The following is a 26,208-nucleotide window of genomic DNA, read 5'->3' as shown; positions in this document are numbered from 1 at the left end:
TCTAATATAATCTTAAAATTTGAAGTAAAATGGTTCGTTTTACTTATTGTAAACAATTTCTTTTGATGTTATTATAAATACATAAGAAAGAGATTGTTTCGATTTTATAAACACAAAAATGGAAACGGTTCCTGGATTAATATTATACAAAGATGAATTAAAAAATATGTACAGAGATTTCTGTACATATTATTTGGACAAGTTATGCAAGCGATTGCATTATAGTGAGGTGTTTATTTATGAAAGAAGTATGGTGGAAAGAAGCTGTTGGGTATCAAATATATCCAAGAAGTTTTAAAGATTCTAATGATGATGGAATAGGAGATTTAAAAGGGATAATATCAAAGCTGGATTATTTAAAAGAATTAGGTATTGATGTTATTTGGATATGTCCAATGTATAAATCTCCTAATGATGATAATGGTTATGACATAAGTGATTATAAAGATATAATGGATGACTTTGGAACTATGAAAGATTTTGATGAACTATTAAATGAAGTTCATAAGAGAAATATGAAACTTATTATTGATTTAGTTGTAAATCATACAAGTGATGAACATAAATGGTTTATAGAATCTAAGTCATCTAAAGATAATCCTAAAAGAGATTGGTATATATGGAGAGAAGGTAAAGATAATAAAGAACCCAATAATTGGGAAAGTATCTTTAAAGGTTCAGTTTGGGAATATGATAAAACTACAGAAGAATACTATTTACATTTATTTACCAAAAAACAACCAGATTTAAATTGGGAAAATAAAGATGTAAGAGAAGCTGTTTATGAAATGATAAATTGGTGGTTAGATAAAGGTATAGATGGATTTAGAGTAGATGCAATCAGCCATATAAAAAAGGAAGAAGGCTTAAATGATATGCCAAATCCAGAAGGATTAGAATATGTAGAATCTTTTGATAAGCATATGAATGTAAATGGAATACATAAGTATTTAGCTGAGTTAAAAGAAAGAACATTTGATAATTATGATATTATGACTGTAGGAGAAGCAAATGGTGTTGATGCAGAGGATTCAGACCTTTGGGTAGGAGATGAAAATGGAAAGTTTAATATGATATTCCAATTTGAGCATCTTCATTTATGGGGAGCTGAAAGTGAAAATGATTTTGATGTAAAAAATTATAAAAAAGTATTAACAAAATGGCAAAAAGCATTAGATGGAAATGGATGGAATGCTCTTTATATAGAAAATCATGATATACCTAGAGTTATATCTACCTGGGGTAATGATTCAGATTATTGGAGAGAGTGTGCTACAGCTTTTGCTCTTATGTATTTTATGCAACAAGGAACACCTTTTATATATCAAGGGCAAGAAATAGGAATGACAAATGTTAAATTTGATTCTATATATGACTATAATGATGTAAAAGGTATAAATATTTATAAACAAAAAATGGAGCAAGGATTGACTGAAGAAGAAGCATTAAAGTTTGTTTGGGCAATATCTAGAGATAATTCACGTACACCTATGCAATGGAATAATAAAGAAAATTCAGGATTTACAAAAGGAAAACCGTGGATTAATTTAAATGAAAATTATAAGACTATAAATGTAGAAGCACAAATAAATGATGAAAATTCAATATTAAACTTTTACAAAAAAATGATTAAAGTAAGAAAAGAAAATAAAACTCTTATATATGGAAGTTACGACTTAATACTTGAAGATGATGACAAGATTTATGCATATACAAGATATATGAAAAATGAAAGATTTATAGTTATAGTTAATTTATCACATGATGAAGTACTTTATTCATACGATGAAGAATTGAAATATGAGAATTTATTAATAAACAACTATGAGGTTGAAAAACATGACGTTATAAAAGAAATAAAATTGAAGCCTTATGAAGCTAGACTTTATAGAATAACTGATTAAAAATTAAGTAAAATCAAATAAAATTGTAAAAAGGGGAATAAAAGAATGGGTAAAGCAAATAAAAAAGGAAAATTATTTTCATTTGATTTTTGGCAAAAATTTGGTAAAGCATTATTAGTAGTTATTGCAGTTATGCCAGCTGCTGGCTTAATGATAACCTTAGGTAAATTAATAGGTATGTATTTTGATGCAGAAATAATGCAAGGAATATCACGAGTAATGGATAATATAGGATGGGGAATAATCGGAAACCTTCATATATTATTTGCAGTAGCTATAGGGGGATCATGGGCTAAAGAAAGAGCTGGAGGAGCCTTCGCAGGATTATTATCATTTGTATTAATTAATCGTATTACAGGAGCTATATTTGGTGTAAGTAGTGAAATGTTAGCAGATAGTACTGCAACAGTTAAATCACTTTTAGGTGCAACATTAACAGTTCCAGATTATTTTACAAGTGTTTTAGGATCACCTGCACTTAACATGGGAGTATTTATAGGTATTATTTCTGGGTTCTTAGGAGCTGCATTATTTAATAAATATTACAATTACAATAAATTACCTCAAGCTTTAAATTTCTTCAATGGAAAAAGATTTGTTCCTTTTGTGGTTATTTTATGGTCAACAATTACAGCTGTTATATTATCAATAGTATGGCCTTTTGCTCAAGGTGCTTTAAATAACTTTGGTATTTGGCTTGCAAATTCAAAAGATACGGCACCAGTTTTAGCACCATTTGTTTATGGAGCATTAGAACGTTTATTATTACCATTTGGATTACATCATATGTTAACTATTCCAGTTAACTATACAGAATTAGGCGGTGTTTATACATCTCTAACAGGAGCTGCAGCAGGTTCAGTAATTGCTGGTCAAGACCCACTATGGTTTGCTTGGATAACAGATTTAATTAACTTTAAAGCTGCTGGCAATATGACAGAATACAACAATTTATTAGCAACAGTGGTTCCAGCAAGATTTAAGGTTGGGCAAGTAATTTTATCAACTGCATCATTATTAGGGGTTGCACTTGCAATGTATAAAAATGTAGATGCTGATAAAAAGAAAAAATATAAATCAATGTTCATATCAATAGGATTAGCAGTATTTTTAACAGGTGTAAGTGAACCTATAGAATTCTTATTTATGTTCATATCACCAGTACTTTATGTAGTTTATGCAATTTTAACAGGATTAGCTTTTGCTTTAGCTGATATAATCAACTTAAGAGTTCATGCATTTGGAGCTATAGAACTTATAACACGTATACCAATGCTTATTAATGCAGGATTAGTTGGAGATGTAATTAATTTTGTACTTGCTTGTTTAGCATTCTTTGGAATTAATTTTGGAGTATTTAATTTCTGTATTAAAAAATTTAAAATTCCAACACCAGGACGTTTAGGAAATTATGATGATGAAGAAAATCAAAATGAAGTTAAGGAAGTAGCTGCAGATAAAGCTTCATCTAATGATGACTTAGCAATTAAGATAATATCTTTATTAGGTGAAAAAGAAAATATTGAAGATGTAGATGCATGCATGACTCGTTTAAGAGTTACAGTTAAAGACTTAAGTAAAGTAGCAGAAGAGAAAGAATGGAAGAAAAATGGTGCAGTTGGATTAATATTAAAAGATAGTGGTGTTCAAGCTATATATGGACCAAAAGCAGATGTAATAAAATCTAATATTCAAGATATTTTAGGAGTTTAGTTATGAAACTTTTAACTTTAAATTGTCATTCTTGGCAAGAAGAAAATCAACTTGAAAAGATTAAATATTTAGCACAAATAATTAAGAAAAATCAATACGATGTAATAGCCCTTCAAGAAGTTAGTCAAAGTATAAAAGCAAAAATTACTGAAGGTATCATTAAAGAGGATAATTTTGCCAAGCTATTACTTGAAGAACTAAAATCTATTGATGAAGAAAAATATAGCTTTATATGGGATTACTCCCATATAGGCTATGATATATATGAAGAAGGGTTATGTATATTTACAAAGCATGAAATTAAGGAGTATAAATCTTTTTATATTTCAAAAAGTAATGAAAAAAGCAATTATAAAAGTAGAAACATTATTAAGGCTACTATTAATATAAATGGTGAAGATATTGATTTTTACAGTTGTCATACAGGATGGTGGAATGATGAGTTAGAACCATTTAGATATCAAGCAGATAAGCTTATTGAAAATTTAAATAATAAAAATGTTTCTTTTATAATGGGAGATTTTAATAATAATGCTTTGGTTAAAAATGAAGGGTATGATTATTTAATAAACAAGGGTATTATAGATACCTATACTACTGCAGAAAGCCGTGATGATGGAATAACAGTAAGTGGTGAAATTGCAGGATGGGAAGATCAAAAAGAAAAGAAGAGGTTAGATTTAATATTAACTAATACAAATGTAAATATAGTTAGTTCTAAAGTTATATTTAATGGGAAAAATAAAAAAATAATTTCAGATCATTATGGTGTAGAAGTAGTGGTAGGGAAAATATATTAAAATTAAAGTATTAAGATAACTATAAGTAATAGCAAAAATAAGAGAGTGTAAAATATTTACACTCTCTTGTTTTTGCTATTAACTTATTTTTTAGTTAGTTTATTTCATTCCTTGTTCGTATTGTTCTACCATTCTCTTAACCATTTCTCCGCCAACGCTTCCGCATTGTTTTGAAGTTAAGTTACCGTTGTAGTCTGTAAAAGGAACTCCCATTTCACTTGCTACTTCAGTTTTGAATTTTGATAATCCGTTTTTTGATTCAGGTACTAACTTTTGAGCCATAAAAGACCCTCCTTTAAAATAAATTAATATTTGTTTGATTTAGTAAGTATTGATTTTACTTACACTAGTATTATATGTAACGCTAATTTATATAAACTATTAAATTTAAGGCAATTTAGGAAAAAAAGAAAACATTAAGAAGTAACTGGTTAATTTGTTTAAAATAAAAATACTTATAAATTTTTTAATTTATAAGTATTTTTATAATTACTTCTTTTTCATTTTAAGCATTGTTACAACTATTGGTACGGCAATTAATGCTGAAGCAATAGCTTCTGGAACACCATTAGTTAATCCTACTGCTAGCAATGTACCAGCAACAGCATCACGAGAAATTTCCTTAGCTGCAGCGTATCTATCAAGATATAAAACATAAGTTAATCCAAGTACACCAATTGTATTTGTTAATGTTGCTAAAATAGATGATATGGTTGCGGAAATAGCTGTGTTTTTTAATTTAGTTGATAATAATTTAAAACTATAATATGCAACAATTCCAATTAAAACTCTAGGTATTAAAGCTATTATTGGATTCCAAAATAAAAAGGAAGTTAATCCAGGGGCAGTGAAGTTCTGATACATTGAAAATAAACCAAAAATTAATCCTATAGCGGCACCAACAAAAGGACCTTCAAGTAAGGCACCAATAATAACTGGAATATGCATTACAGTTATGCTAAATAAAGGTAGTCTAATTATCCCTATACCACTTACCCCAAGAAATATAGAAATTCCGCCAAGTGCTCCTATAATAACAAGTCGTCTAGTTTTTTCACTAGCAGTCATTTTTCTCTCCATATGTTTCACCTCAAATATAAAATTACATAATATTTTTCGTTTAGAAATATTTTTATAAAATTTATTTAGCAAATAAATAGTACAGATTTTAATTTAATATAAAAAGACAAATTTTTCAACAATAAATGAGAAAATAGATTTAAAATCATATTTAAAGAAGTGTTTAAATTATAAATATAGAAGTTTTAAGGGAATAAAGAGATAAAATTAAATAATATGTTGAATAAAGTAAGTAAATTAGTATATTATGATTATAAATAACTTAAAAGGAGAAATATATAATGGAATTATTTAAAATTAATGATTTAGTATTTAATAAGGAAGATTTTTTAGATAACATAAGTGAGTTTGAAGACATTATTCCTATCGTAGAAGAGCTTAGCGCAAATTTATCTTATGATGAAATTGAATGTGTTGGTGAAAATGATTGCTGTAATAAGACTAATAAAAACTATATAGTTGAAATACAAGGTTTCATCAATGATGAGGATGAATTTGTAACTAAAGAAGAAATAGAAGTAAATAAAGATATAATAAGCGGAAGTGGAATGGACATATTTATTATAAGATTATATAAATGTGTAGAATGTGGTAAATGGATAATAGATATTTTGGAGTAATATATGAAAAATAACTTAAAAGCTAAAATAATTGATATAAGAAAAAAAAATTTTAGTTATTTAAAAATGTTAAAATATGATTTGCTTAATTTGAAAGATATAGGAATAAAAAAAGTCATTCTTAAAAGAAAGTTTGAGATAGGTATAATTATATTTATATTAATATTAGGCATATTACTAGTTCCTAAGTTTTCTTATAAAAGTAAGGAAAGTATATTAGAAAGCTTTAGGAAAGGGTTAATTGAAGAAAATTATAAGACTCTTTCAAATATTATAAGGATAAATGATAAAAAAGCAAAAGTAGAAGAATTAGAGCCAATAATAAAATATTATAGAGATAATGAAGAAGATATAGACAGTGTTATTAATGAACTAAAAGCCAATAATAATTCAAATAAATTTTATATTGAAAGTAAAAGCGGTTTTTTAAAAGAAGAATACTACATAGATTTAGAAACAGTAGCTATTACTTTTCAAACAGATGTTAAGGGAATAGAACTTAATATAGATGGTATTAAAAAAGTTATAGAAGACAATATAACAATAGATCTAATTCCAGGAAAGTATGAATGTAGCTATGAGTTAAAAACTGATTATGGAAATATAAATGAAACTGTTAACTTTACAGCAATGGATGATGGTAAAGTTAATATTAATGTACCAGCAATTTTTATAACATTATATTCTAATTTTGATGATGCTAAAGTTTTTATTAATAACAAGGATACTTTAAAGAAGGTTAATGATATTAAAAACTTTGGACCTATACCTGAAAATAAAAATGTAAGCATTTATATAGAAAGAGAATTTCCGTGGGGAAGTTTAAAAAGTGAAAGTGTTAATATAAAAAATGAAAACTATATTAAACTTGATATTAATATGGTAAATGATAAGTTAACTGATGAAGTAAATAAAAGTGTATATAGTTTTTATGATAGCTCATTTCAAGCTCTTAATGAAAGAAATAGTGAATTAATTTCCAATGCTACAGAAGATGCAAAAAATAAGATGTATGAATATATAAATGAAAAGGCGTTACTATTTTCTAATAATTATGAGATAACGGATTTAAATGTAGAAATAGAAAAAAGTGATTTTAAATATGAAGATAATAAATATAGAGCAAGTTTAGTAACAAATATTAGTTATAGTATATATAAAAAATTATTTCCATTTTTAAAGACAGCTAATAATGGAGTATTTTTACTTTCATTAGAATACAATAATAATGAAGGCTTTTACGTATATGATATTCAAAAAATTGAGGTTTTAGATTAATTTTAAAGTAAAAAAGTTGTTGCAAATAAATAGTTGCACAACTTTTTTTGTTAAGCTAATAAAAGGAATAAAAACTTGTACAAAATAAAAAACCTGCACTTTAGTGCAGGTTTAAGGGATTACAATCACTTAAGAAAGGGAATAAGTGATTGTGTGGGGTTTTATAAAAACTCTATAATAAAATTATAGAGCGGTATGGGCAATGTTTAATAAATATATTTAATTTAATAATATTTGCTATATAAATATTATACAGTATTTTAAAATAAAAGCAAACAAATTTTACAAAAAAAATAAAAAAAATATTTTTTTTATTTTATTATGATAGAATTAATAATAAAAACATATAAAAGATATGAAAATGAAGGAGTAATTTGATGAAAAATATAAAAAATATATTGAAAGATACACCAGAATATGAGTCTTATTCAAGAAATGAAGCTAAATTAACTACAGAGGAAATGCAGGAATTAGGTATAAATACTTGTAAGAAAGGTTGTTGTAATAAGCAATCAAATGGTTTTCAGAAATGTTGCCAAACAAAAAATAGTGGAATATGTTTTGAAAATAAGACTGAAAATAGTAAAACAAAATGTTGTTGTAGAAAAAAATAGCTTTGTCGAAAGATGATGTGGTAAAAATTTCTTGAGACAAAAATGAAAATAAAAGTATAAAAAGTAAAAAAATGTTTCTTTATTTAAGAGTTTGTGGTAAATTTATTACATGGAAATTTTTATACAAGTTAGGAGGTATAAAATGGCTAAGCCTAGTATATTTAGTAGAGATTATGAAAGGCTTATGAGAAAAAGACGTAAAAGAATAAATTGTTTAATAGGGATTATTTTATTTGCAATCATAGTAGGTTTGGTAATATTTTTTAAATTTAACACTGGATATATTAAATCTCTTATTGAGAAGTTTGTAGATAAACAAAGTGTAAGTATGAATATACATAATATTGAGGATATTATCTTTTATAAGCATTATCAAATTTAGTAGTATTAAGTAATATATTATACTTTATTAAAAAATGAAATTAAAAATTAATAAAAAATATATATAATAAAATAAATAGTTATGTTTAATATATATACAAGTGGATATTATTTAAATGATTGGCTTAAAATTAGTAGAGTGTTCGATTATTAATAAGCAAAAATATAATTTTTTAAAATTATTTGCTAGAAAAGAGATTTTTTGAACAAACATTTGTAAAAATTAGTTTAAATGTGTTATAATAAGCTAGTTGTATTAAGTAAATAAGACATACTATTTCTAGGAGGAATATACAATGGAAGCTAAAATGGAAAAAATTGATGTAAATGTTGTTAAATTTGAAGTAAAGGTTGAAGCAGAAAAATTTAACGAAGCTTTAACAAGAGCATATAAGAAAAATGTTAAACATTTCAACGTACCAGGATTCAGAAAAGGTAAAGTGCCAATGAATATGGTAAAAAAATATTATGGAATTGAAGTTCTTTTAGAAGATGCAATAAATTTTGCTATTGAAGGATCATATGGAAAAGTATTAGAAGAAAATAACATAATACCAGTAGATTATCCAAAGGTAGATGTTGTTGAAGTTGGAGAAGGTAAAGATTTTGTATATACTGCCGAAGTAACTGTTTATCCAGAAGTTGAATTAGGAGCATATACAGGATTATCAATAGAAAAGAAAACTTACGAAGTTACAGAAGAAGAAGTTTCTAAGAAGCTTAAAGAAATGCAAGAAAAGGGTGCAAGAATAGAAACTAAAGAAGATGGAACAGTTGAAAATGGAAACATTGCTGTTATAGACTTCAAAGGATTTGTTGATGGAGAAGCTTTCCAAGGTGGAGAAGGAACTGATTACTCTTTAGAAATCGGATCAAAGACTTTCATTGATACATTTGAAGAACAATTAATAGGAGCTAAAGTAAATGATACTGTAGAAGTAAATGTTACTTTCCCAGAAAACTATGGTAAAGAAGAATTAAATGGTAAACCAGCTAAATTCGAAGTTACTATAAAAGAAGTAAAATTTAAAGAGTTACCAGAATTAGATGACGAATTTGCAAAAGAAACATCAGAATTTGATACTTTTGCTGAATTAAAAGAAGATATAACTAAGAAACTTGAAGCAGCTAATGAAACTAGATCAGAAAGAGAATTCGAAGAAGCTGTTATAACTGCTGTTGCAGGAAATGCTAAAGTTGATGTTCCAGCAGTAATGGTAGAAAAAGAAGTAGATAAGATGGTTAAGAATCTTGAACAAAGATTACAATATCAAGGATTAAGCTTAGAACAATACTTCCAATTCACAGGTACTGACGCAGATAAAATGAGAGAATATATGAGAGAAAATGCTAGAACTAAAGTTAAAGTTGATTTAGTTTTAGAAGCAATTGAAAAGGCTGAAAAATTTGAAGCTACTGAAGAAGAAATAAGAGAAAAAGCTAAAGAAGTTGCTAAAATGTACTCAGCACAAGAAGATGAAAAGATGGTAGATCTTTTACTTCAAAGTCAAGCAGCTGCTTTAAAGGCTGACGTTGTTACAAACAAAACAATGAAGTTCTTACTTGAAAATAATAAATAATTTATTTGTAATTGCCAGAAGAAATTCTGGCAATTATTAAAATATTCTATTAACAAAATAAAGTAAATTTTATATAATTTTATTATAATTACTTTATAATAAATTGGATATATTATTATATGAAGGGTTTTATAAGAGAAGGAGGGAAATAAAATGAGCAATTATGTACCATATGTTGTAGAACAAACAGGAAGAGGAGAAAGGTCTTACGATATATTCTCAAGACTTTTAAAAGATAGAATAATAATGTTAAGTGGAGAAGTAAATGATGTTACAGCTAATTTAGTAGTAGCACAATTATTATTCTTAGAAAGTGAAGATCCAGAAAAGGATATTTATCTTTATATAAATAGTCCAGGTGGTTCAATAACTTCAGGGATGGCGATTTATGATACTATGCAATATATAAAATGTGATGTAAGCACTATTTGTATAGGTATGGCTGCATCTATGGGAGCATTTTTACTTTCAGCAGGAGCTCCTGGTAAAAGATTTGCACTTCCACATAGTGAAATTATGATTCATCAACCTTTGGGTGGATTCCAAGGTCAGGCAACTGATATTGATATTCATGCAAAAAGAATATTAAAAATTAAAGAAAACTTAACTAGAATTATGGCAGAATCAACAAATGGTAAAGTTGATTATGAAACTATGGTAGGAATGTGTGAAAGAGATAATTTCTTAGATGCGGAAGAAGCATTAAATATTGGTTTAATTGATGAAGTAATTAAGAGAAATAAAATTAATAACAAGTAGTATTTTTGGCAAAGCTTATGCCAAAGTGAGGTGAGGTTATGGCTAAATTTGAAGATAAAAAACAATTAAAGTGCTCTTTTTGTGGTAAAAATCAAGATCAAGTAAAGAGATTGATTGCAGGTCCAGGTGTATATATTTGTGATGAGTGTATAGATTTATGTTCAGATATAATTCAAGATGAATTTGAAGAAAATAATGTAGAGTTAGATACAACGACTTTACCAAAACCATCAGAAATAAAGGCATATTTAGATCAATATGTAATTGGTCAAGATAGAGCAAAAAAAGCATTATCTGTTGCAGTTTATAATCATTATAAAAGAGTTAAATCTAATACAATAGATGATGATATTGAGCTTCAAAAAAGTAATATATTACTTTTAGGGCCTACAGGTTCAGGTAAAACACTTTTAGCTCAAACTTTAGCGAAATTTTTAAATGTTCCATTTGCAATTGCAGATGCAACAACATTAACTGAAGCAGGGTATGTTGGGGAAGATGTTGAAAATATTTTACTTAAACTAATACAAAATGCCGATTATGATGTTGAAAAAGCTGAAAGAGGAATCATTTATATAGATGAAATTGATAAGATAGCTAGAAAATCTGAAAATCCATCAATAACTAGAGATGTTTCAGGTGAAGGGGTTCAACAAGCTTTATTAAAGATTTTAGAAGGAACAACTGCTTCTGTGCCTCCTCAAGGAGGAAGAAAGCATCCACATCAAGAATTTATACAAATAAATACTTCTAATATATTATTTATTTGTGGTGGTGCTTTTGATGGAATTGAAAAAATAATTCAAAAGAGAACAAGAGTAAGCCAAATGGGATTTGGTGCTGAAATTCAATCTAAAGAAATGAAAGATGTTGGAGAAGTATTGAAAAATATTTTACCAGAAGATTTATTGAAGTTTGGATTAATTCCAGAGTTTGTTGGAAGATTACCTATGGTAGTTTCTTTAGAGTCTTTAGATCAAAATGCTCTAATTAATATTTTAAGTCAACCTAAAAATGCCTTAGTAAAGCAATATTCAAAGTTGTTTGAAATAGATAATGTTGAATTAGAATTTACTGAAGAAGCATTAAAAGCTATTGCAGATGAAGCTATAGCAAGAAAAACAGGTGCTAGAGGATTAAGAGCTATAGTTGAAGATATAATGATTGATATTATGTTTGAAATTCCTTCAGATGAACAAATTACTAAAGTTGTTATAACTGAAGAGGCTATTAAGTCTAAGACTTTCCCAGAGGTTATAAGATTAGGGGAAAATGAAAGTAGACCGCTTCTTAAAAGTAAAAAAACTAAAAAGAAAAAGGGCATGGAAACTGCTTAAAAAGAGGCTGAATAGCCTCTTTTTTTATTTATAATTTTACAAAGAAAAATATGTAAAATTTTAAAGGTTAAATAAGAATATAACTACTAAGTTGTGTTAATACTTAAAATAACAAAATGTAAAGGAGGTTAATATTTACATAATTTTTATGTAAATTAAAAAAGTATGAATCAACTAGTAATTGTTCTTCAAATAATAATGATGATTTTATTTATTATATATTTATTTAATAATAATAAAGCAAATCATGCGAAATCTACAATTGTAGATAAGGAAAATAAAAAAGAAATGGAAAAACTTTTGAAAATGAGGAGTATAAGCCTTACAGAGCCTTTAACAGAAAAAAGTAGACCAAGTAATTTTGAAGAGATAATAGGTCAAGAAGAAGGGATTAAAGCACTACAGGCAGCAATATGTGGACCTAATCCACAACATGTTATAATATATGGTCCGCCAGGTATAGGTAAAACAGCAGCTGCAAGATTAGTTCTAGAAGTAGCAAAAAAGAAAAGTAAATCTCCTTTTAGAAGTGATGCAAATTTTATTGAAATAGATGCAACTACAATTAGATTTGATGAAAGAGGAATAGCAGATCCTCTTATAGGTTCAGTACATGATCCAATATATCAAGGGGCAGGCGCATTTGGTATTGCTGGAATACCACAACCTAAACCTGGAGCAGTAACTAAGGCACATGGAGGAGTATTGTTTATTGATGAAATTGGAGAACTACATCCAATTGAAATGAATAAATTACTTAAAGTATTAGAGGATAGAAAGGTGTTTTTGGATAGTTCATATTATAGTTCTGAAGATCCTAATATGCCAGGGTTTATTAGAGAAATATTTGAAAATGGTTTACCGGCTGATTTTAGACTTATAGGAGCGACAACTAGAAGTCCAGAGGAAATAGCTCCAGCTATTAGATCGCGATGCGTAGAGGTGTTTTTTAGAGCTTTAAATACAGATGAGATTAGAAAAATTGCAGAAAATTCAATTAAAAAAGTAGGACTTGAAGTTTCAGAAAAAGGACTAGACATTATAAGTAGACATTGTAACAATGGAAGAGAAGTTGTTAATTTAGTTCAATTATGCTCTGGAATAGCAATAAATGAAGAAAGAGAAAAAATATTAGAGGAAGATATTAATTGGGTTATAGAAAATGGTCAATACACAGAAATTCCAGAAAAGAAAATAAATGAAAAGCCACAAATTGGAGTTGTAAATGGATTAGCAGTATATGGAGCAAATATAGGAATGGTTATGGAGATTGAAGCTACAGCTAAAAAGATTGTTGGAAGAAAAGGAGAGTTAAAGATAAGTGGTATAATAGAGGAAGAAGAAATATCAATGAATAATAAGAAGGTTAAAAGAAAAAGTACAGCATATTCATCTGTTCAAAATGTTTTAACTGTATTGAATAATGTATTTAATTTGAAATGTGATGAGTTTGATATTCATATAAATATACCAGGTGGAATGCCTGTTGATGGTCCATCAGCAGGAGCAGCAATATCTATAGCTGTATATAGTGCCATAACTAATAGCATTATAAAAAATGATGTGGCTATTACAGGAGAAATTAGTTTGCTTGGAAATATTAATCCTATAGGTGGAGTTAATGCTAAAATATTAGCTGCTAAAAAGGCTGGTGCAACAACAGTTATTATACCTGCAGCAAATTGGAATGAAGCATTTCTAGAATATGAAGGTGTTAGAATTATACCTATAAAACATATAAAAGAAGCAATAGATATATCTAGTGTGGAAATTTTAAATAGCAAAAGAGATATATTATCAGCAAAAAGTAAATAAAATTATTTGAAGGAAGTGTATAGAAGTAAAATGTTAACTAATAAAATAAATACTTTGACGTCAAAATTTTATTTACTTTAATACCCTTCCTTATTGCAATTAAATTAAGTGGGAGTTTAGTTATTAAATTGATATACATAGTAGGTTCTATATTAATATTTTATACTTTATAATAAATAGAGCCTTAAAAAGTTGAAAAAGTTAAATATTATGTGTATACTAGAAAAGTTAGAAGTAGTATAATGAAAATTTGAATGGAGGGGGAAAATGAATAAGAATTTAATTGAAATGCCTGTGATTCCACTAAGAGGTATAACTATTTTTCCCAATATGATAATACACTTTGATATTGGAAGAGAAAAGTCTATAAAAGCTCTTGAAGAGGTTATGTTACAAGGTGGAAAAATATTTTTAGTAGCACAAAAAGATCCTGAGATTGAAGAACCAGGATATGATGATATTTATTCTATAGGAACTATATGTAAAGTAAAACAAATATTAAAGCTACCAAAAGACGTTACTAGAGTATTAGTAGAAGGCGTTGAAAGAGCTACATTAGAAGAAGTAGTAGAAAATGATAAATATATGAAAGCTTTAATAAAAAAGGTTGAAGAAGATTCACAAGAAGTAGAAAGCACAGAGGATATTGCATTTAGAAATCAATTAGGGAAGGCTTTTTCAGCATATATTAAAGCAACAGAAGGCGACAATAGTAAAGTACTTCAAATGATGAGTCATGAGAAAAATTTAGGTAAAATTACCGATTTAATTGCTGCATATATACAATTAGAAGAATCAAAAAAACAAATAATTTTAGAAACTCTTAATATTCATGAGAGAATAGAAAAACTACTTGCTTTTATTGATGAAGAAATTGAAGTTATAACTATTGAAAAGTCTATAGGAGAAAAAGTAAAGGACAAGGTTGAAAAGGCTAATAAGGAATACTTTTTAAGGGAGCAAATAAAAGTTATTCAAGAAGAGCTTGGTGAAGATGAAGATAAAAAAGAAATCGAAGCCTATGAGGAAAAAATAGATAGATTAAAAATGTCTAAAGAAGCAAAAGAAAAAGCTAAGAATGAATTAAATAGATTAAAAACCTCTGGTTCTGGTGAAGCTAATAATATAAGAAATTATTTAGATTGGATTTTAGCAATGCCTTGGGGTAAGGCAACTAAGGATTCTTTTGATATAGAGAAAGCTTCTCAAATGTTAGATGAAGAACACTATGGATTAGATGAAGTGAAGACTAGAATTTTAGAATATTTAGCTGTTAAGCAATATACTAAAACATTAAAAGGACCTATACTTTGTTTAGTTGGGCCTCCTGGAGTTGGAAAGAGTTCCATTGCAAATTCCTTAGCAAACTCTCTTAATAGAAAATTTGTAAGAATTTCTTTAGGGGGAATAAAAGATGAAGCGGAAATAAGAGGACATAGAAGAACTTATGTAGGAGCAATACCAGGAAGAATTGTATATGCTTTAAAAGAAGCTAAAGTAAATAATCCTTTAATATTACTTGATGAAATAGATAAATTAAGTCAAGATTACAAAGGAAGTCCTGCAGATGCATTACTTGAGGTTTTAGATGAGAAACAAAATAAAGCATTCAGAGATACTTTTTTAGAAGTAGATTTAGATTTATCTAATGTTTTATTTGTTACTACAGCTAATTCTTTAGATACAATACCAAGACCTTTATTAGATAGAATGGAAGTTATAGAAGTAAGTGGATATACTTATGAAGAGAAGTTTAATATAGCTAAGAATCATCTAATAAAAAGAGCATTAAAAGAATTAAATATAGCTGAAGATAAAATTAAAATTTCTGATAATGCTATTAAGGAAATTGTTAATGGATATACTAGAGAATCAGGAGTTAGAGGATTAAATCGCCAAATTAATAAGGTTATAAGAAAAGCTATAACAGAACTTGTTAAATCTAAAAAAGATAGTATAACTATAACTGCTAATAGATTAGAGAAATATTTAGGACCAGTAGTTTTTGAGTTTGAAAAATCAGAAATGGAAGATAAAATTGGTGTTGTTACTGGACTTGCATGGACAGCGTATGGAGGAGATACACTTCCAGTAGAGGTAGCTGTTATGAAAGGAAATGGAAAACTAGAATTAACAGGTCAGCTTGGAGCTGTAATGCAAGAATCAGCTAAAACTGCATATAGTTATGTAAGAGCTAATGCTAAAAAATATAGTATTCCTGAAGATTTTTATAAGAAAAATGATATTCATATACATGTTCCTGAAGGGGCTGTACCAAAGGATGGACCATCTGCAGGTGTAACGTTAGTTACTGCACTAGTTTCAGCTTTAGCTAAAAGAAAAGTTAAGGGAAATATTGCAATGACTGGAGAAGTTACATTAACAGGAAGAGTTCTAGCAATTGGAGGAGTTAAAGAAAAATGTTTAGCTGCTCATAGAATAGGAATTGATACAATTATTTTACCTAAAGAAAATAAAAAAAATGTAGATGAAATACCAGCCTCAATAAAAGGTAAGTTAAATTTAATATTTGCAAGCCATGTTGAAGAGGTATTAGAAGAAGCATTAATTGGAGTTGAGTATAGTGATAATTAAAAAATCGGAGTTTATTATATCTGCTGTAAAAAGGAATCAGTATCCTATAGATGGTAGAAATGAAATTGCCTTTGTTGGTAGATCTAACGTTGGTAAAAGTTCTATAATAAACGCTTTAACAAATAGAAGAAAGCTTGCTAAGGTTTCTCAAACGCCTGGTAAGACTAGACTTATTAATTTCTTTTTAATAAATGATGATTTCTACTTAGTGGATTTACCTGGATATGGTTATGCTAAGGTATCTAAGAAAGAAAAGGAAAGTTGGGGTAAGACTATAGAGACATACCTTACAGATAGAGACGAATTAAAAAGAGTTATACTTTTAGTTGATTCAAGACATAAGCCAACAGCTGATGATATAATGATGTATGAGTGGATTAAGCATTATGATTATGATTGTATTGTAATTGCTACTAAAAGTGATAAGTTATCCAATAATGAATTAGGAAAGAGCAGAAAGTTAATAAAGGAAACTTTAGGGCTTGGAAATACAGATAAGTTTTACTTCTTCTCATCTTTAAATAAAAAAGGAAAAGATGAATTAATAGATAATATATTTGCAGATTTATCAGAAGAAGCTATTAGAGAAGAAATGGATAATGTTGAATAGTAAAAAGCTACCGTTTGGTAGCTTTTTATTTTATAAAAAATAAAATTTAGTAAATTTGAATCGATGAAAATTGTGTCAAATAATATAATACGGAATAGTATATAGTATAAAAACAAAAAAATAAAATCTGATCCTTAGGAGGAATATAGTATGCAAATGAATGATATCATTGATGGATTAAACTCATGTGAATGTCCAGATTATCCTCCAGTAAATCCAGGTGGAATGGTAGGAAACTGTGGTGTTAATGGCTGTGGATTTGGAAGCTGGATATGGATATTATTAATTCTTTTCTATTCTAATGCAGGTGCATGTGGTGGAAATACAGGCTATGGATGTGCACAAAATAGTTGTGGCTGCGGTGGTGGCTATGGACAAGGTGGCTTATTTGGTGGATTAGGTAATTGTGGTGGAGGATATTTATTCTTACTAGTTATCTTATTCTTATGTAATGGATGCAATGGATGTAATGGAGTTGGTAATGGATTTGGATACGGCACAGGCTTCGATGGAGCTTGTGGTGGATTATATTAGAGGTAGGAAGGAGGATAAATAACTATGTCAAAGAAGAGAGATAAAAAGAATTGTTGCTGTCAACCATGCTGTCAACCATGTTGTGAACCATGTTGTTGTAATCAAAACAATGTTGGTGGATGTGGTAATGTATTTGGTGGTTTAAATAATTGTGTTGCACCAATTATATTCTTGCTTATAGCTTGTGGCTCAGGCATTCTTAACAACAATTGCTCATATTTAATTATCTTATTATTCTTACTATGTGGTGGATCCTACGGAAACCTATTTGGAGGTAACTACGGAGGAAACAATTGCTGCTGTGAAAGTAACTGCTGCTGCTAGTTAAGAGGATGGAGGGTTTTGTTAAACCCTCCAAAAAAATGCCCTTTTTTATAACATATATAAATTAATTACATATAATGGAGTAAGGCAGTTTGTAATAGGAGGAGAGTAAATGTCAAAGCGGAAACATAAAAATAGGAATACTAGAAGAGAAATTAATAGTGATAATAGAAGTTCTATGAATAATAATGTAAATAATAATATGAATAATATGAACAATAGACAACAGTTTAATAATCCATTTGGTATAAATCCAAATCAGTTATTGAGTATGCTTGGTAATATTGATATGAACCAAATTAATAGCATGTTACAGTCAATGAACACACAAGGATTTGATTTTAATAATTTCAATTTAGGAAATTTACAAAATATGATGGGAAATATGGATCAAAGAAATAATAGCAATATGAGTAAAAATAGTGAAGAAAATAATAGTGATATGGAAGATGATAGAGATAGCTCAGTAAGAAGTGAAGTAAATAATCCAATAAGAAATGATGAAAACATACAAATGTTGAAGGCCATTAGAAGCATTGTAACAGGAGATAAAGCAATTTTTATAGATAAGGTAATTGACTCATATAATAATGGAGTTTTTGATGATTAATTATTATGTATAAAAAAAATGGAACTGTAAATAATATTAATGTACCGGAGAAGTATTCTCCTATAGCATATGAAGAGAAATCTTCATGAAAGCTAAACCCCCCCATCCCCCTTTTAGGTCGCATTTATAATGCGACCTTTTAATTTTTAAATATATAAATAATTAAATTTTTTTTAATGATGAAATTTTAAACTCTCCTAGTTCATCTAGAACTACTTTAGCTGAAATTATAATTTCACTATTTTTATTATCTGGATTTGTATAAGTAGATTTTTTAAAGGATAGTATCCAATAAATTGTGGTTGGATACCCTTCTTCATCCCAAGTTGAATCGAAAAAATAGCCATTAATGAAAGTATAGTGAAAAGTTTCTTTATCCAACTTCCAAAGTAATGAAAGTTCTTCACTAGAAATAAAGGAGCTAAATATATCTGGTGTTTCACTAAGTTCATATTCAGCTTGTATCAAATCTATAAGAATTTGAATTTCGCCCAGGGAAGGGATTGAGGGAGAAGAAAAATTTATATTTTTTAATGTATTATTGTTTAAAATATATCCACTAGTACTTTCATTTCCTTTATCGGATAGAGTGTCTAATATTTTAGGTGTTCTAGAATTATTATAATCAAGTATTCCAAATATGTTTTTATTTGACATTAATATTTCCTCAAAATCATATCCATTCCATTTAAAAATATATGTTGTAGGAATATTATTTTTAATTCCCATGATAATTACTTCTGGGATATTACTTCTACTTAAATGAGCTGTTTGAATTTTAATATTACAATAAGGTGAAACATCAAGTAGAGAATAATCATTTTTTTTGCTTTTTAATAGTATATCAAGTTTTGAACTTTTAAAGTTTAATGAATAAGTGGAGTTGTTAGAAATTACGTTTAGGGTATCAGCGTTACCATCTCCATCAAAATCAAATTCTACTTTATTATGTACAGTTTCAAAATGGGAAAATGTAGAAGTAGATTTAAACTTAAATAAAAAAAAGATATTAATTAAAATAAAGATAATAGCTATAGATATTATTAAAATTGTATTATTTTTCAAAACCATAAATTTGGACATAATATCACCTCAGTCTAATATATGTAAATAGTTTGTTATAAATACTAAAAATAAAAAAATGTTAGCAGATAAAATCTACTAACATTCATTACATTCTCCATAAAAGAATAATTTATTAAATTTAATTTTATAATTTGTTTTTTCTTCTACTAAATTATTTAAAGATGAAAAATCTATAAAATCTATATCTTCAACTTTGCCACAATTTACACATTGAACATGAGCGTGTTCATGATAATTTGCATCATATCTAAAATTACCTTCTCCAACATTTAATTCTTGAACTAAGCCTATTTCTACTAGAGTTTTTAGAGTTTTATAAACTGTAGCTAAGCTCATAGTTGGATAGTTAGGTTGTAGAGCTTTATAAATTGTTTCTGCTGAAGGATGTTCTAAAGTTCCCTTTAAATATTGATAAACAGCAAGTCTTTGAGGGGTTAATTTAAGTTTTTTTTCTTTAAACGTTAAAATGATATCATCCATATATAGACACCTTCCTATAATAATTTAATTATATTATATTTCTAAATACAATTATTTGTCAATAATATTTATTAAATAATAAAAATATTTAGTCAAATTTATTATTGTAAAAATATACTTAATATGTTAAATTGAAATAGAAATATCATAAGAAATGCTACATATTTCTTTGGTTTGTTACACAAAATATTAAAATGTAATAGAAGCGAGTAATAAAAGGAGGAGATTATTTATGTCTAAATATAAAGTAGGCGATGAATTACTAATAATTAATGATCCAACAGAACAAAGTGAAAAATTAAAGAAACTTACATGTCTATCAGTAGATGGAGATTATGCTCAAATTTCTTGGGGATTAAAAATTGAAAAAGTAGAATACGATAAGCCTTATGTTACATTAACTTATACAAATGTAGATGGAGAACTTAATAAAGTATTTGCAGAATGTAGAGATATAGAAAATTTTGATCAAGAAAAAGTTTTAGAAAAAGCTTTATTAAAAGCATTCCAAAATGAAATAATAAATATTTCAGTTGCTAAGAATACAGCACTTAAAAGAATATAATAAAGAAAGCTTCCTGTAAAAGGGAGGCTTTTTGTATATTAAATAAGGAAAAATGTTGATTTATATAATAAATATGGTATATTATTAATATAATGTATAAAAAATAAATAAAAGGTTTATTTTTTATATAAAATGGTATATAATTACCTTGTAATTCGTTTACAAACGGTGTGTGGGGGTTGTGGGTTATGAGTAAATGTCCTTTTTGGTCAAGTAAAAAAGAAAATATAAGTTGTAATAAAGAATGTCCAATGAATCCGATAAAAAATAATAATGAAACATGTCCATTTATTGAACATTTATTAACTGAAAAAATAGTATTTAAGGATGTAATAGACGAAGAATTTGCATATTCAAAAGATGAAAATTTAGATTATATGATATCATCTTATGGCAAATATAGATAGAAAAATAGTATTATTTTGTTAATACATTATAAGATAAAATTAGAATGATATAAGCTTTATAAGCAAAGATTAAATAAAAAAATAAGGATGAAACTTGAAGTTTCATCCTTATTTTCTATTTAGATTGTTTTATAAGTAATTCTTGTTTTAAATTCCAAAGGTTTGGCGATAAATCTACATAATAAGTATGTGGATTTTCAAATCTTAATATTTCAGGCCAAAGTTTAGATGTTTCCTTTTTAGAAAATTCTTTAATTTCTAAAACTGATGGAGATGAGTAAACTTGTTTTCCATTTTCAAATATTTTTACAAGTAAGTCTTTTACATAAAAATTATTAATTTTCTTTCTTTTCCAAGTATGAACTGGGTCAAATATTTCTAGTTCTGAATTTTCATCTATAATTTCGTCATTTAAAGCAATTATATCAGCAATTGCAATATCAGTATCTTTATCAAATAATCTATAAATCTTTTTAAAACCAGGGTTAGTTATTTTCTCGCTATTTTCACTAATTTTTATTTTTGGAATTATAGTTGAATCTTTTTCAACAGCAACTAATTTATATACACCACCGAAAACAGGTTCTGATTTTGCAGTTATAAGTCTCTCACCAACTCCAAAAGAATCAATACATGCACCTTGAGATAATACATCTCTAATTATATGTTCATCTAAAGAATTAGAAACTATAATTTTACAATCTTCATAACCAGCAGCATCTAAAATTTTTCTGCATTTTTTAGTTAAATAGGTAATATCACCGGAATCAATTCTAATTCCTTTAGGTCTCTTACCAAGAGGTTTTAGGATTTCATCAAATACTTTAATAGCATTAGGTAAACCAGATTTCAACACATTATAAGTATCTATAAGCAAAGAACAATTATCTGGGTAAGTTTCAGCCCATGCACTAAAGGCTTCAAATTCTGTATCAAATAACTGAACCCAACTATGTGCCATTGTACCAACTGCAGGAACATTGAAGTATTTATCAGCTATAGTACAAGCAGTTGAATCACATCCACCTATTATAGAAGCTCTTGCACCATAAATAGCACCATCATATCCTTGAGCACGTCTAGAACCAAATTCCATGACAGTTCTACCATCAGCCGCTCTACAAATTCTATTTGCTTTAGTTGCTATTAAAGTTTGGTGGTTAATAGTTAGAAGAATCATTGTTTCGATAAATTGAGCTTGTACCACAGGTCCTCTCACTGTAACTAAAGGTTGATTTGGGAAAACAGGATTACCTTCAGGAATTGCCCAAACATCACAAGAAAACTTAAAGTTTCTTAAGTAATTTAAAAATTCTTCAGAAAATAAATTTTTACTTTCTAAATATTTAATATCAGAATCAGTAAAGGTTAGATTGTTTAAATATTGTATAAGTTGGTCAACACCAGCCATTATACAGTATCCACCGCCATCTGGAACCCTTCTAAAATACATATCAAAATAGGCTATTCTATCTTGTACACCTTTATTAAAATATCCATTTGCCATTGTTAATTCGTAGAAATCCACAAGCATAGTAAGATTTCTCTCGTTAGTAACATCGAATCTCATTAAAGTTTCCATTTTAATCTCCTTATATTGAAAAATACCTAAAGATATTGTACAACTATATATAAATTATTACAATATAGTTATTTATATTATAGGTAATAATTAAAAGTATCGAAGGAAAAAAGGAGTTAGTATGAAAATACAATTAGATAAATTTCAAGAAAAAGCTGTAAATATAAATGATAAAAATGTCTTAGTAGTTGCAGCACCAGGTTCAGGAAAAACTACAGTAATAATAAATAGAGTGAATAATTTAATAGAAAATAGAGGTGTAAAAGCTTTTAATATTATAGTGATAACTTTTACAAGAGCAGCAGCAGAAAATATGAAATTAAGATATAAAAATATATTTAATAAAGAAGATGCACCTTTTTTTGGAACATTTCATGGATTATTTTATAAGATTTTATTAAGAGAGGGACATGAAATAAAAATAATAGATTCTAATAAAAGCCATGGAATAATTAAGGGCGTGTTATCAAAATATTTTGATGATGTAAATGATGATAGAGTAAGAGAGGTATTAAATAATATATCGTTATACAAAACATCTTTAGGAAACTTGGAGAATTTTAAGCCATCAACTTCTATAGAAATATTCAAGGCTTGTTATGAACAATATGAAACCTATAAGGAAAGGGAAAAGCTTTGGGATTTTGATGATTTATCAGTTAGAACCTTGTATTTATTTAAAAATAATAATGAATTACTAGAGAGATATAAGAGATTATTTAAATATATATTAGTTGATGAATTTCAAGATTGTGATGAACTTCAAGTTGAGTTTTTGAAAATGATGAATGGAGAGAAAAATGAACTTTTTGCAGTAGGAGATGAAGATCAGTGTATATATTCATTTAGAGGATCTAAACCAGAGTATATGGTAGACTTTGAGAAGGTATTTAAAGATGGAAAGAAGGTTTATTTATCTATTAATTATAGAAGTAAGAAAAATATAATTGAAATATCTAAAAATATAATAGCATATAATAAAGGTAGAAATAATAAAGAAATAATAGCATTTAATAAACAGAATGGGATAATTAAACTGATAAAACCGTACAATGAAAATATTCAAGGAGAAGAAATAGCAAGTATAATAAAATCTTTTAGCAATGAAGACTTTAAAAATAATGCAGTATTATATAGAACTAATATGGAAGCTAGATGTATTATAGATGTCTTTTCAAGAAGAAAGATACCATTTGTATTATTAGATAAGGGATATAACTTTTTTGAACACTTTATATGTAAGGATATTATTAATTATTTAAAATTATCAATTAATATGTGTGATAGAGATGCTTTTGTTTCAATAATTAATAAACCATTTAGATATGTTAGTAAAAATAATATAAGTTATGTAAAAACATATTTAGAAGAAAGAAATTGTTTTGATATATTAATTACTAAAAAGGATATACCACCATTTCAAGCTAAGAAATTAGATGATTTAAAAAGGGATATAATTTATTTAAATAAAGTATCATTAGGTAGTGCAGTGCAATGTATAATTTCGACTTTAGGATATATAGATTACTTAAGGGAATATGCAAGTAAGTTTAATCAGAGTTTTAGTGATTTAGAGGATATAGTTGAAGAATTTAAAGGTGCCATTGATGGATTTAAAACTATAAATGAATTTTTGATTCATGTTGAAAATGTAAAAGATGAAATAGAAAAGAGTAAAGTTGTATCGGATGGAGTCGTTTTAAGTACAATACATGGTGTAAAGGGAATGGAGTTTAAAAATGTATTTATTATTAACTGTGTAGAAGAAACAATTCCTCATAAATCATCAATAGAAGAGAATTTAGAAGAGGAAAGAAGACTTTTCTACGTTGCCATTACAAGAGCTATTAAAAATCTTTATGTATTTTCACCTAAAACTATTAGAGGTAAGTTTAGTCATGTATCTAGATTTGTTTTAGAGAGTGGATTAGAAGAAGAAAGTAATTCTGCGGATTATGGAATTAAAAAAGGTGATGCTTTATATCACAGACAATATGGTAATGCAAAAGTAAAGTCAATAGATGGAGATAGAATAACATTAGAGTTTAAAGATGATATAGATAGAAGTTTTTCATTAAGAGTATTAATGGAAAATAATTTAATAATTTTAATAAAATAAAGCTTAAACTACTCCATTCATTATACAGTACAAAAATACGTTAGATGAATGGAGTGATTTTTTTAGAAATGGTTAGAATGAAATTAAGTAAAATAAGAGCCAGAGAGGCTATTACAGTGACAGAGATACATAAAAGGTATATTTTATATTGTAAAGCTATAGGACAGCGTGAGGCGACTATAAACAGCAAAGAAAGGTTCTATAAATATGAATTATCAAAGGTTGTTGATTTAGAAGATGATATTAAGTATCTCACTCAAGAAAAGATAAATAATCATATAGCTTTTATGAGAGCCAATGGATATAAGGGAAATTACTATCAAACATTTATAATTAAGTTAAAAGCATTTTTGAGATACTGTTTCAATAACAACTTTCTTGAGGAGTTTGAAGTGAAAATACCTACAGTTCAATTGGAGAAGAAGAAGGTTTATACGGAAGAGGAATTAAATAAGCTACTAAAGAAACCTAATATGAAAACATGTTTAGTTGGAGATTATAAAGGATGGGCAACAGTTAACTTTTTGCTAGGTACTGGATGTAGAGCTGAAACATTATTGAATATCCATGTAGGGGATATAGATTTTATTAATGATAGTATATTATTTAGACATATGAAAACCAAGAGGCAGATAAATGTTCCTATGTCTAATACATTAAAAGGAGTATTAAGCGAATATATTGAAGTTTTAGGATTACAAGCAGAAGATTTATTATTTCCTAAGCTTAATGGTCAGAAGATGCCATATGACACTTTACATCAAAATATAACGAAGTATTTTGAACAACGTAAAGTTAAGATGCATGGTGTTAATACATTTAGAAATACATTTGCAACTTTATTTATTAAAAGTGGCGGTGATATATATAGATTGAAGATTATATTAGGTCATAGCAATATTAAAACTACAGAAAGATATGTTAATTTGTTACCATTAGAGTTTAAAGATGATTTATTGAAATATAATCCCTTAGATATATTGAGCAAAAAGAATAATAAATTAAAGATTGATAAAAATAAACATAATAGATGAATAAAAGGAAATGATAATTAATTTAAGAAAAGAGGGATATATATGTTAATAACCAGTAGAGATTATTCTAAGCAAAATGGATTATATCATAACCAAGTAGTTAGTAATGTATATGAATTATTAGAGAAAGATCATGATTTATCTATACATTTCTTAAAGGCATATGAAGGTGGAACAGAAGAAGAACCTAATATAATATTTTATATAACTGCAGCAGGTATAGCTGCATTAGATAAATATATCTTTATTGAACCTAAATCTATAAATATGTAAAATAGTAAAAGGTCGTATCAGTTATTTAATATGAACTGCCCCCCGTCAAGTAGACAGGGTAAATAATAAAAAATTATGATGCTAAGGTATGACTCCTATATTCAAGTG

General features: G+C 27.3%; 26 protein-coding genes. 21 read left to right on the top strand and 5 right to left on the bottom strand.

Annotated features, from left to right (window positions below):
• Nucleotides 1-239: 239 nt before the first annotated feature.
• Genes LPC13_RS12645 through LPC13_RS12635 form a run of 3 tightly spaced genes read left to right on the top strand, consistent with a single transcriptional unit; the run spans nucleotide 240 to nucleotide 4,417 of the window.
• Nucleotides 240-1,904, top strand: a complete 1,665-nt coding sequence (locus LPC13_RS12645; RefSeq protein ID WP_005213858.1) for a glycoside hydrolase family 13 protein — start codon at nucleotides 240-242, stop codon at nucleotides 1,902-1,904.
• A 45-nt stretch (nucleotides 1,905-1,949) separates the two neighbouring features.
• Nucleotides 1,950-3,617 (top strand): PTS transporter subunit IIBC, encoded by a 1,668-nt coding sequence (locus LPC13_RS12640; protein WP_005213859.1) that lies wholly within the window; start codon nucleotides 1,950-1,952, stop codon nucleotides 3,615-3,617.
• A gap of 2 nt (nucleotides 3,618-3,619) precedes the next feature.
• The gene (locus LPC13_RS12635; protein ID WP_005213860.1) at nucleotides 3,620-4,417 is read left to right on the top strand and encodes an endonuclease/exonuclease/phosphatase family protein; all 798 of its coding nucleotides are present in this window, start codon (nucleotides 3,620-3,622) and stop codon (nucleotides 4,415-4,417) included.
• Nucleotides 4,418-4,516: 99 nt separating this feature from the next.
• Here the strand turns inward: LPC13_RS12635 and LPC13_RS12630 are convergent, their stop codons facing one another.
• A complete protein-coding gene (locus LPC13_RS12630) occupies nucleotides 4,517-4,699 on the bottom strand; it encodes an alpha/beta-type small acid-soluble spore protein (protein ID WP_005213861.1) in 183 nt (60 codons plus the stop codon).
• A 207-nt stretch (nucleotides 4,700-4,906) separates the two neighbouring features.
• A complete protein-coding gene (locus LPC13_RS12625) occupies nucleotides 4,907-5,497 on the bottom strand; it encodes an ECF transporter S component (protein WP_005213862.1) in 591 nt (196 codons plus the stop codon).
• Between the two features lie 281 nt (nucleotides 5,498-5,778).
• On the opposite strand from LPC13_RS12625, the gene LPC13_RS12620 reads away from it, so the two are divergent.
• From LPC13_RS12620 to LPC13_RS12560, 13 genes are all read left to right on the top strand, one after another.
• Nucleotides 5,779-6,117 (top strand): hypothetical protein, encoded by a 339-nt coding sequence (locus LPC13_RS12620; protein ID WP_005213863.1) that lies wholly within the window; start codon nucleotides 5,779-5,781, stop codon nucleotides 6,115-6,117.
• 3 nt (nucleotides 6,118-6,120) lie between these two features.
• Entirely contained in the window at nucleotides 6,121-7,395 is a 1,275-nt protein-coding gene (locus tag LPC13_RS12615) for a TcaA 3rd/4th domain-containing protein (protein ID WP_005213864.1), read from the top strand.
• A 377-nt stretch (nucleotides 7,396-7,772) separates the two neighbouring features.
• On the top strand, nucleotides 7,773-8,009 hold the full coding sequence (locus tag LPC13_RS12610) for a hypothetical protein (protein ID WP_005213865.1): 237 nt from the start codon (nucleotides 7,773-7,775) through the stop codon (nucleotides 8,007-8,009).
• Nucleotides 8,010-8,151: 142 nt separating this feature from the next.
• Entirely contained in the window at nucleotides 8,152-8,391 is a 240-nt protein-coding gene (locus tag LPC13_RS12605) for a hypothetical protein (RefSeq protein WP_040419618.1), read from the top strand.
• A gap of 295 nt (nucleotides 8,392-8,686) precedes the next feature.
• Nucleotides 8,687-9,970, top strand: a complete 1,284-nt coding sequence (gene tig / locus LPC13_RS12600; RefSeq protein ID WP_005213867.1) for a trigger factor — start codon at nucleotides 8,687-8,689, stop codon at nucleotides 9,968-9,970.
• Nucleotides 9,971-10,123: 153 nt separating this feature from the next.
• Nucleotides 10,124-10,729: an ATP-dependent Clp endopeptidase proteolytic subunit ClpP gene (clpP, locus tag LPC13_RS12595; RefSeq protein ID WP_005213868.1), complete on the top strand. Its 606-nt coding sequence runs from the start codon at nucleotides 10,124-10,126 to the stop codon at nucleotides 10,727-10,729.
• 38 nt (nucleotides 10,730-10,767) lie between these two features.
• Nucleotides 10,768-12,066 (top strand): ATP-dependent Clp protease ATP-binding subunit ClpX, encoded by a 1,299-nt coding sequence (gene clpX / locus LPC13_RS12590; protein WP_005213869.1) that lies wholly within the window; start codon nucleotides 10,768-10,770, stop codon nucleotides 12,064-12,066.
• 165 nt (nucleotides 12,067-12,231) lie between these two features.
• Complete coding sequence (gene lonB / locus LPC13_RS12585; protein ID WP_234088843.1) at nucleotides 12,232-13,881, top strand: ATP-dependent protease LonB; 1,650 nt, start codon at nucleotides 12,232-12,234, stop codon at nucleotides 13,879-13,881.
• 267 nt (nucleotides 13,882-14,148) lie between these two features.
• Nucleotides 14,149-16,476 (top strand): endopeptidase La, encoded by a 2,328-nt coding sequence (lon, locus tag LPC13_RS12580; RefSeq protein WP_005213871.1) that lies wholly within the window; start codon nucleotides 14,149-14,151, stop codon nucleotides 16,474-16,476.
• The gene (gene yihA, locus LPC13_RS12575) at nucleotides 16,466-17,086 is read left to right on the top strand and encodes a ribosome biogenesis GTP-binding protein YihA/YsxC (RefSeq protein ID WP_005213872.1); all 621 of its coding nucleotides are present in this window, start codon (nucleotides 16,466-16,468) and stop codon (nucleotides 17,084-17,086) included. Before lon ends, yihA begins: the two co-directional genes overlap by 11 nt.
• 150 nt (nucleotides 17,087-17,236) lie before the next feature.
• Nucleotides 17,237-17,620: a hypothetical protein gene (locus LPC13_RS12570; protein ID WP_005213873.1), complete on the top strand. Its 384-nt coding sequence runs from the start codon at nucleotides 17,237-17,239 to the stop codon at nucleotides 17,618-17,620.
• A gap of 24 nt (nucleotides 17,621-17,644) precedes the next feature.
• Entirely contained in the window at nucleotides 17,645-17,944 is a 300-nt protein-coding gene (locus tag LPC13_RS12565) for a hypothetical protein (protein WP_005213874.1), read from the top strand.
• A 112-nt stretch (nucleotides 17,945-18,056) separates the two neighbouring features.
• Nucleotides 18,057-18,554, top strand: a complete 498-nt coding sequence (locus LPC13_RS12560; protein WP_005213875.1) for a hypothetical protein — start codon at nucleotides 18,057-18,059, stop codon at nucleotides 18,552-18,554.
• Between the two features lie 162 nt (nucleotides 18,555-18,716).
• Here the strand turns inward: LPC13_RS12560 and LPC13_RS12555 are convergent, their stop codons facing one another.
• Nucleotides 18,717-19,637, bottom strand: a complete 921-nt coding sequence (locus LPC13_RS12555; RefSeq protein ID WP_005213876.1) for a hypothetical protein — start codon at nucleotides 19,635-19,637, stop codon at nucleotides 18,717-18,719.
• 78 nt (nucleotides 19,638-19,715) lie between these two features.
• On the bottom strand, nucleotides 19,716-20,120 hold the full coding sequence (locus tag LPC13_RS12550; RefSeq protein WP_005213877.1) for a Fur family transcriptional regulator: 405 nt from the start codon (nucleotides 20,118-20,120) through the stop codon (nucleotides 19,716-19,718).
• A gap of 232 nt (nucleotides 20,121-20,352) precedes the next feature.
• Here LPC13_RS12550 and LPC13_RS12545 point away from each other — a divergent pair, with 232 nt between their 5' ends.
• Together LPC13_RS12545 and LPC13_RS12540 are read left to right on the top strand one after the other, a co-directional pair.
• Entirely contained in the window at nucleotides 20,353-20,685 is a 333-nt protein-coding gene (locus LPC13_RS12545) for a hypothetical protein (protein ID WP_005213878.1), read from the top strand.
• 188 nt (nucleotides 20,686-20,873) lie between these two features.
• The gene (locus LPC13_RS12540) at nucleotides 20,874-21,092 is read left to right on the top strand and encodes a hypothetical protein (protein WP_040419619.1); all 219 of its coding nucleotides are present in this window, start codon (nucleotides 20,874-20,876) and stop codon (nucleotides 21,090-21,092) included.
• A gap of 115 nt (nucleotides 21,093-21,207) precedes the next feature.
• Here the strand turns inward: LPC13_RS12540 and LPC13_RS12535 are convergent, their stop codons facing one another.
• Nucleotides 21,208-22,674 carry a nicotinate phosphoribosyltransferase gene (locus LPC13_RS12535; protein WP_005213880.1) on the bottom strand — a complete coding sequence of 489 codons (1,467 nt, stop codon included), beginning with the start codon at nucleotides 22,672-22,674 and terminating at the stop codon, nucleotides 21,208-21,210.
• Between the two features lie 121 nt (nucleotides 22,675-22,795).
• On the opposite strand from LPC13_RS12535, the gene LPC13_RS12530 reads away from it, so the two are divergent.
• The 3 genes from LPC13_RS12530 (at nucleotide 22,796) to LPC13_RS12520 (ending at nucleotide 26,100) form a co-directional block, all read left to right on the top strand.
• Nucleotides 22,796-24,793: an ATP-dependent helicase gene (locus LPC13_RS12530; RefSeq protein WP_234088842.1), complete on the top strand. Its 1,998-nt coding sequence runs from the start codon at nucleotides 22,796-22,798 to the stop codon at nucleotides 24,791-24,793.
• A 68-nt stretch (nucleotides 24,794-24,861) separates the two neighbouring features.
• The gene (locus LPC13_RS12525; RefSeq protein ID WP_234088841.1) at nucleotides 24,862-25,827 is read left to right on the top strand and encodes a tyrosine-type recombinase/integrase; all 966 of its coding nucleotides are present in this window, start codon (nucleotides 24,862-24,864) and stop codon (nucleotides 25,825-25,827) included.
• Nucleotides 25,828-25,869: 42 nt separating this feature from the next.
• Complete coding sequence (locus tag LPC13_RS12520) at nucleotides 25,870-26,100, top strand: hypothetical protein (RefSeq protein ID WP_234088840.1); 231 nt, start codon at nucleotides 25,870-25,872, stop codon at nucleotides 26,098-26,100.
• Nucleotides 26,101-26,208: the final 108 nt, after the last annotated feature.

Origin of the sequence: Clostridium celatum (assembly GCF_021412605.1) — a bacterium.
Taxonomy (GTDB): domain Bacteria; phylum Bacillota; class Clostridia; order Clostridiales; family Clostridiaceae; genus Clostridium; species Clostridium celatum.
This window is presented reverse-complemented; position numbering and strand designations above follow the sequence as displayed.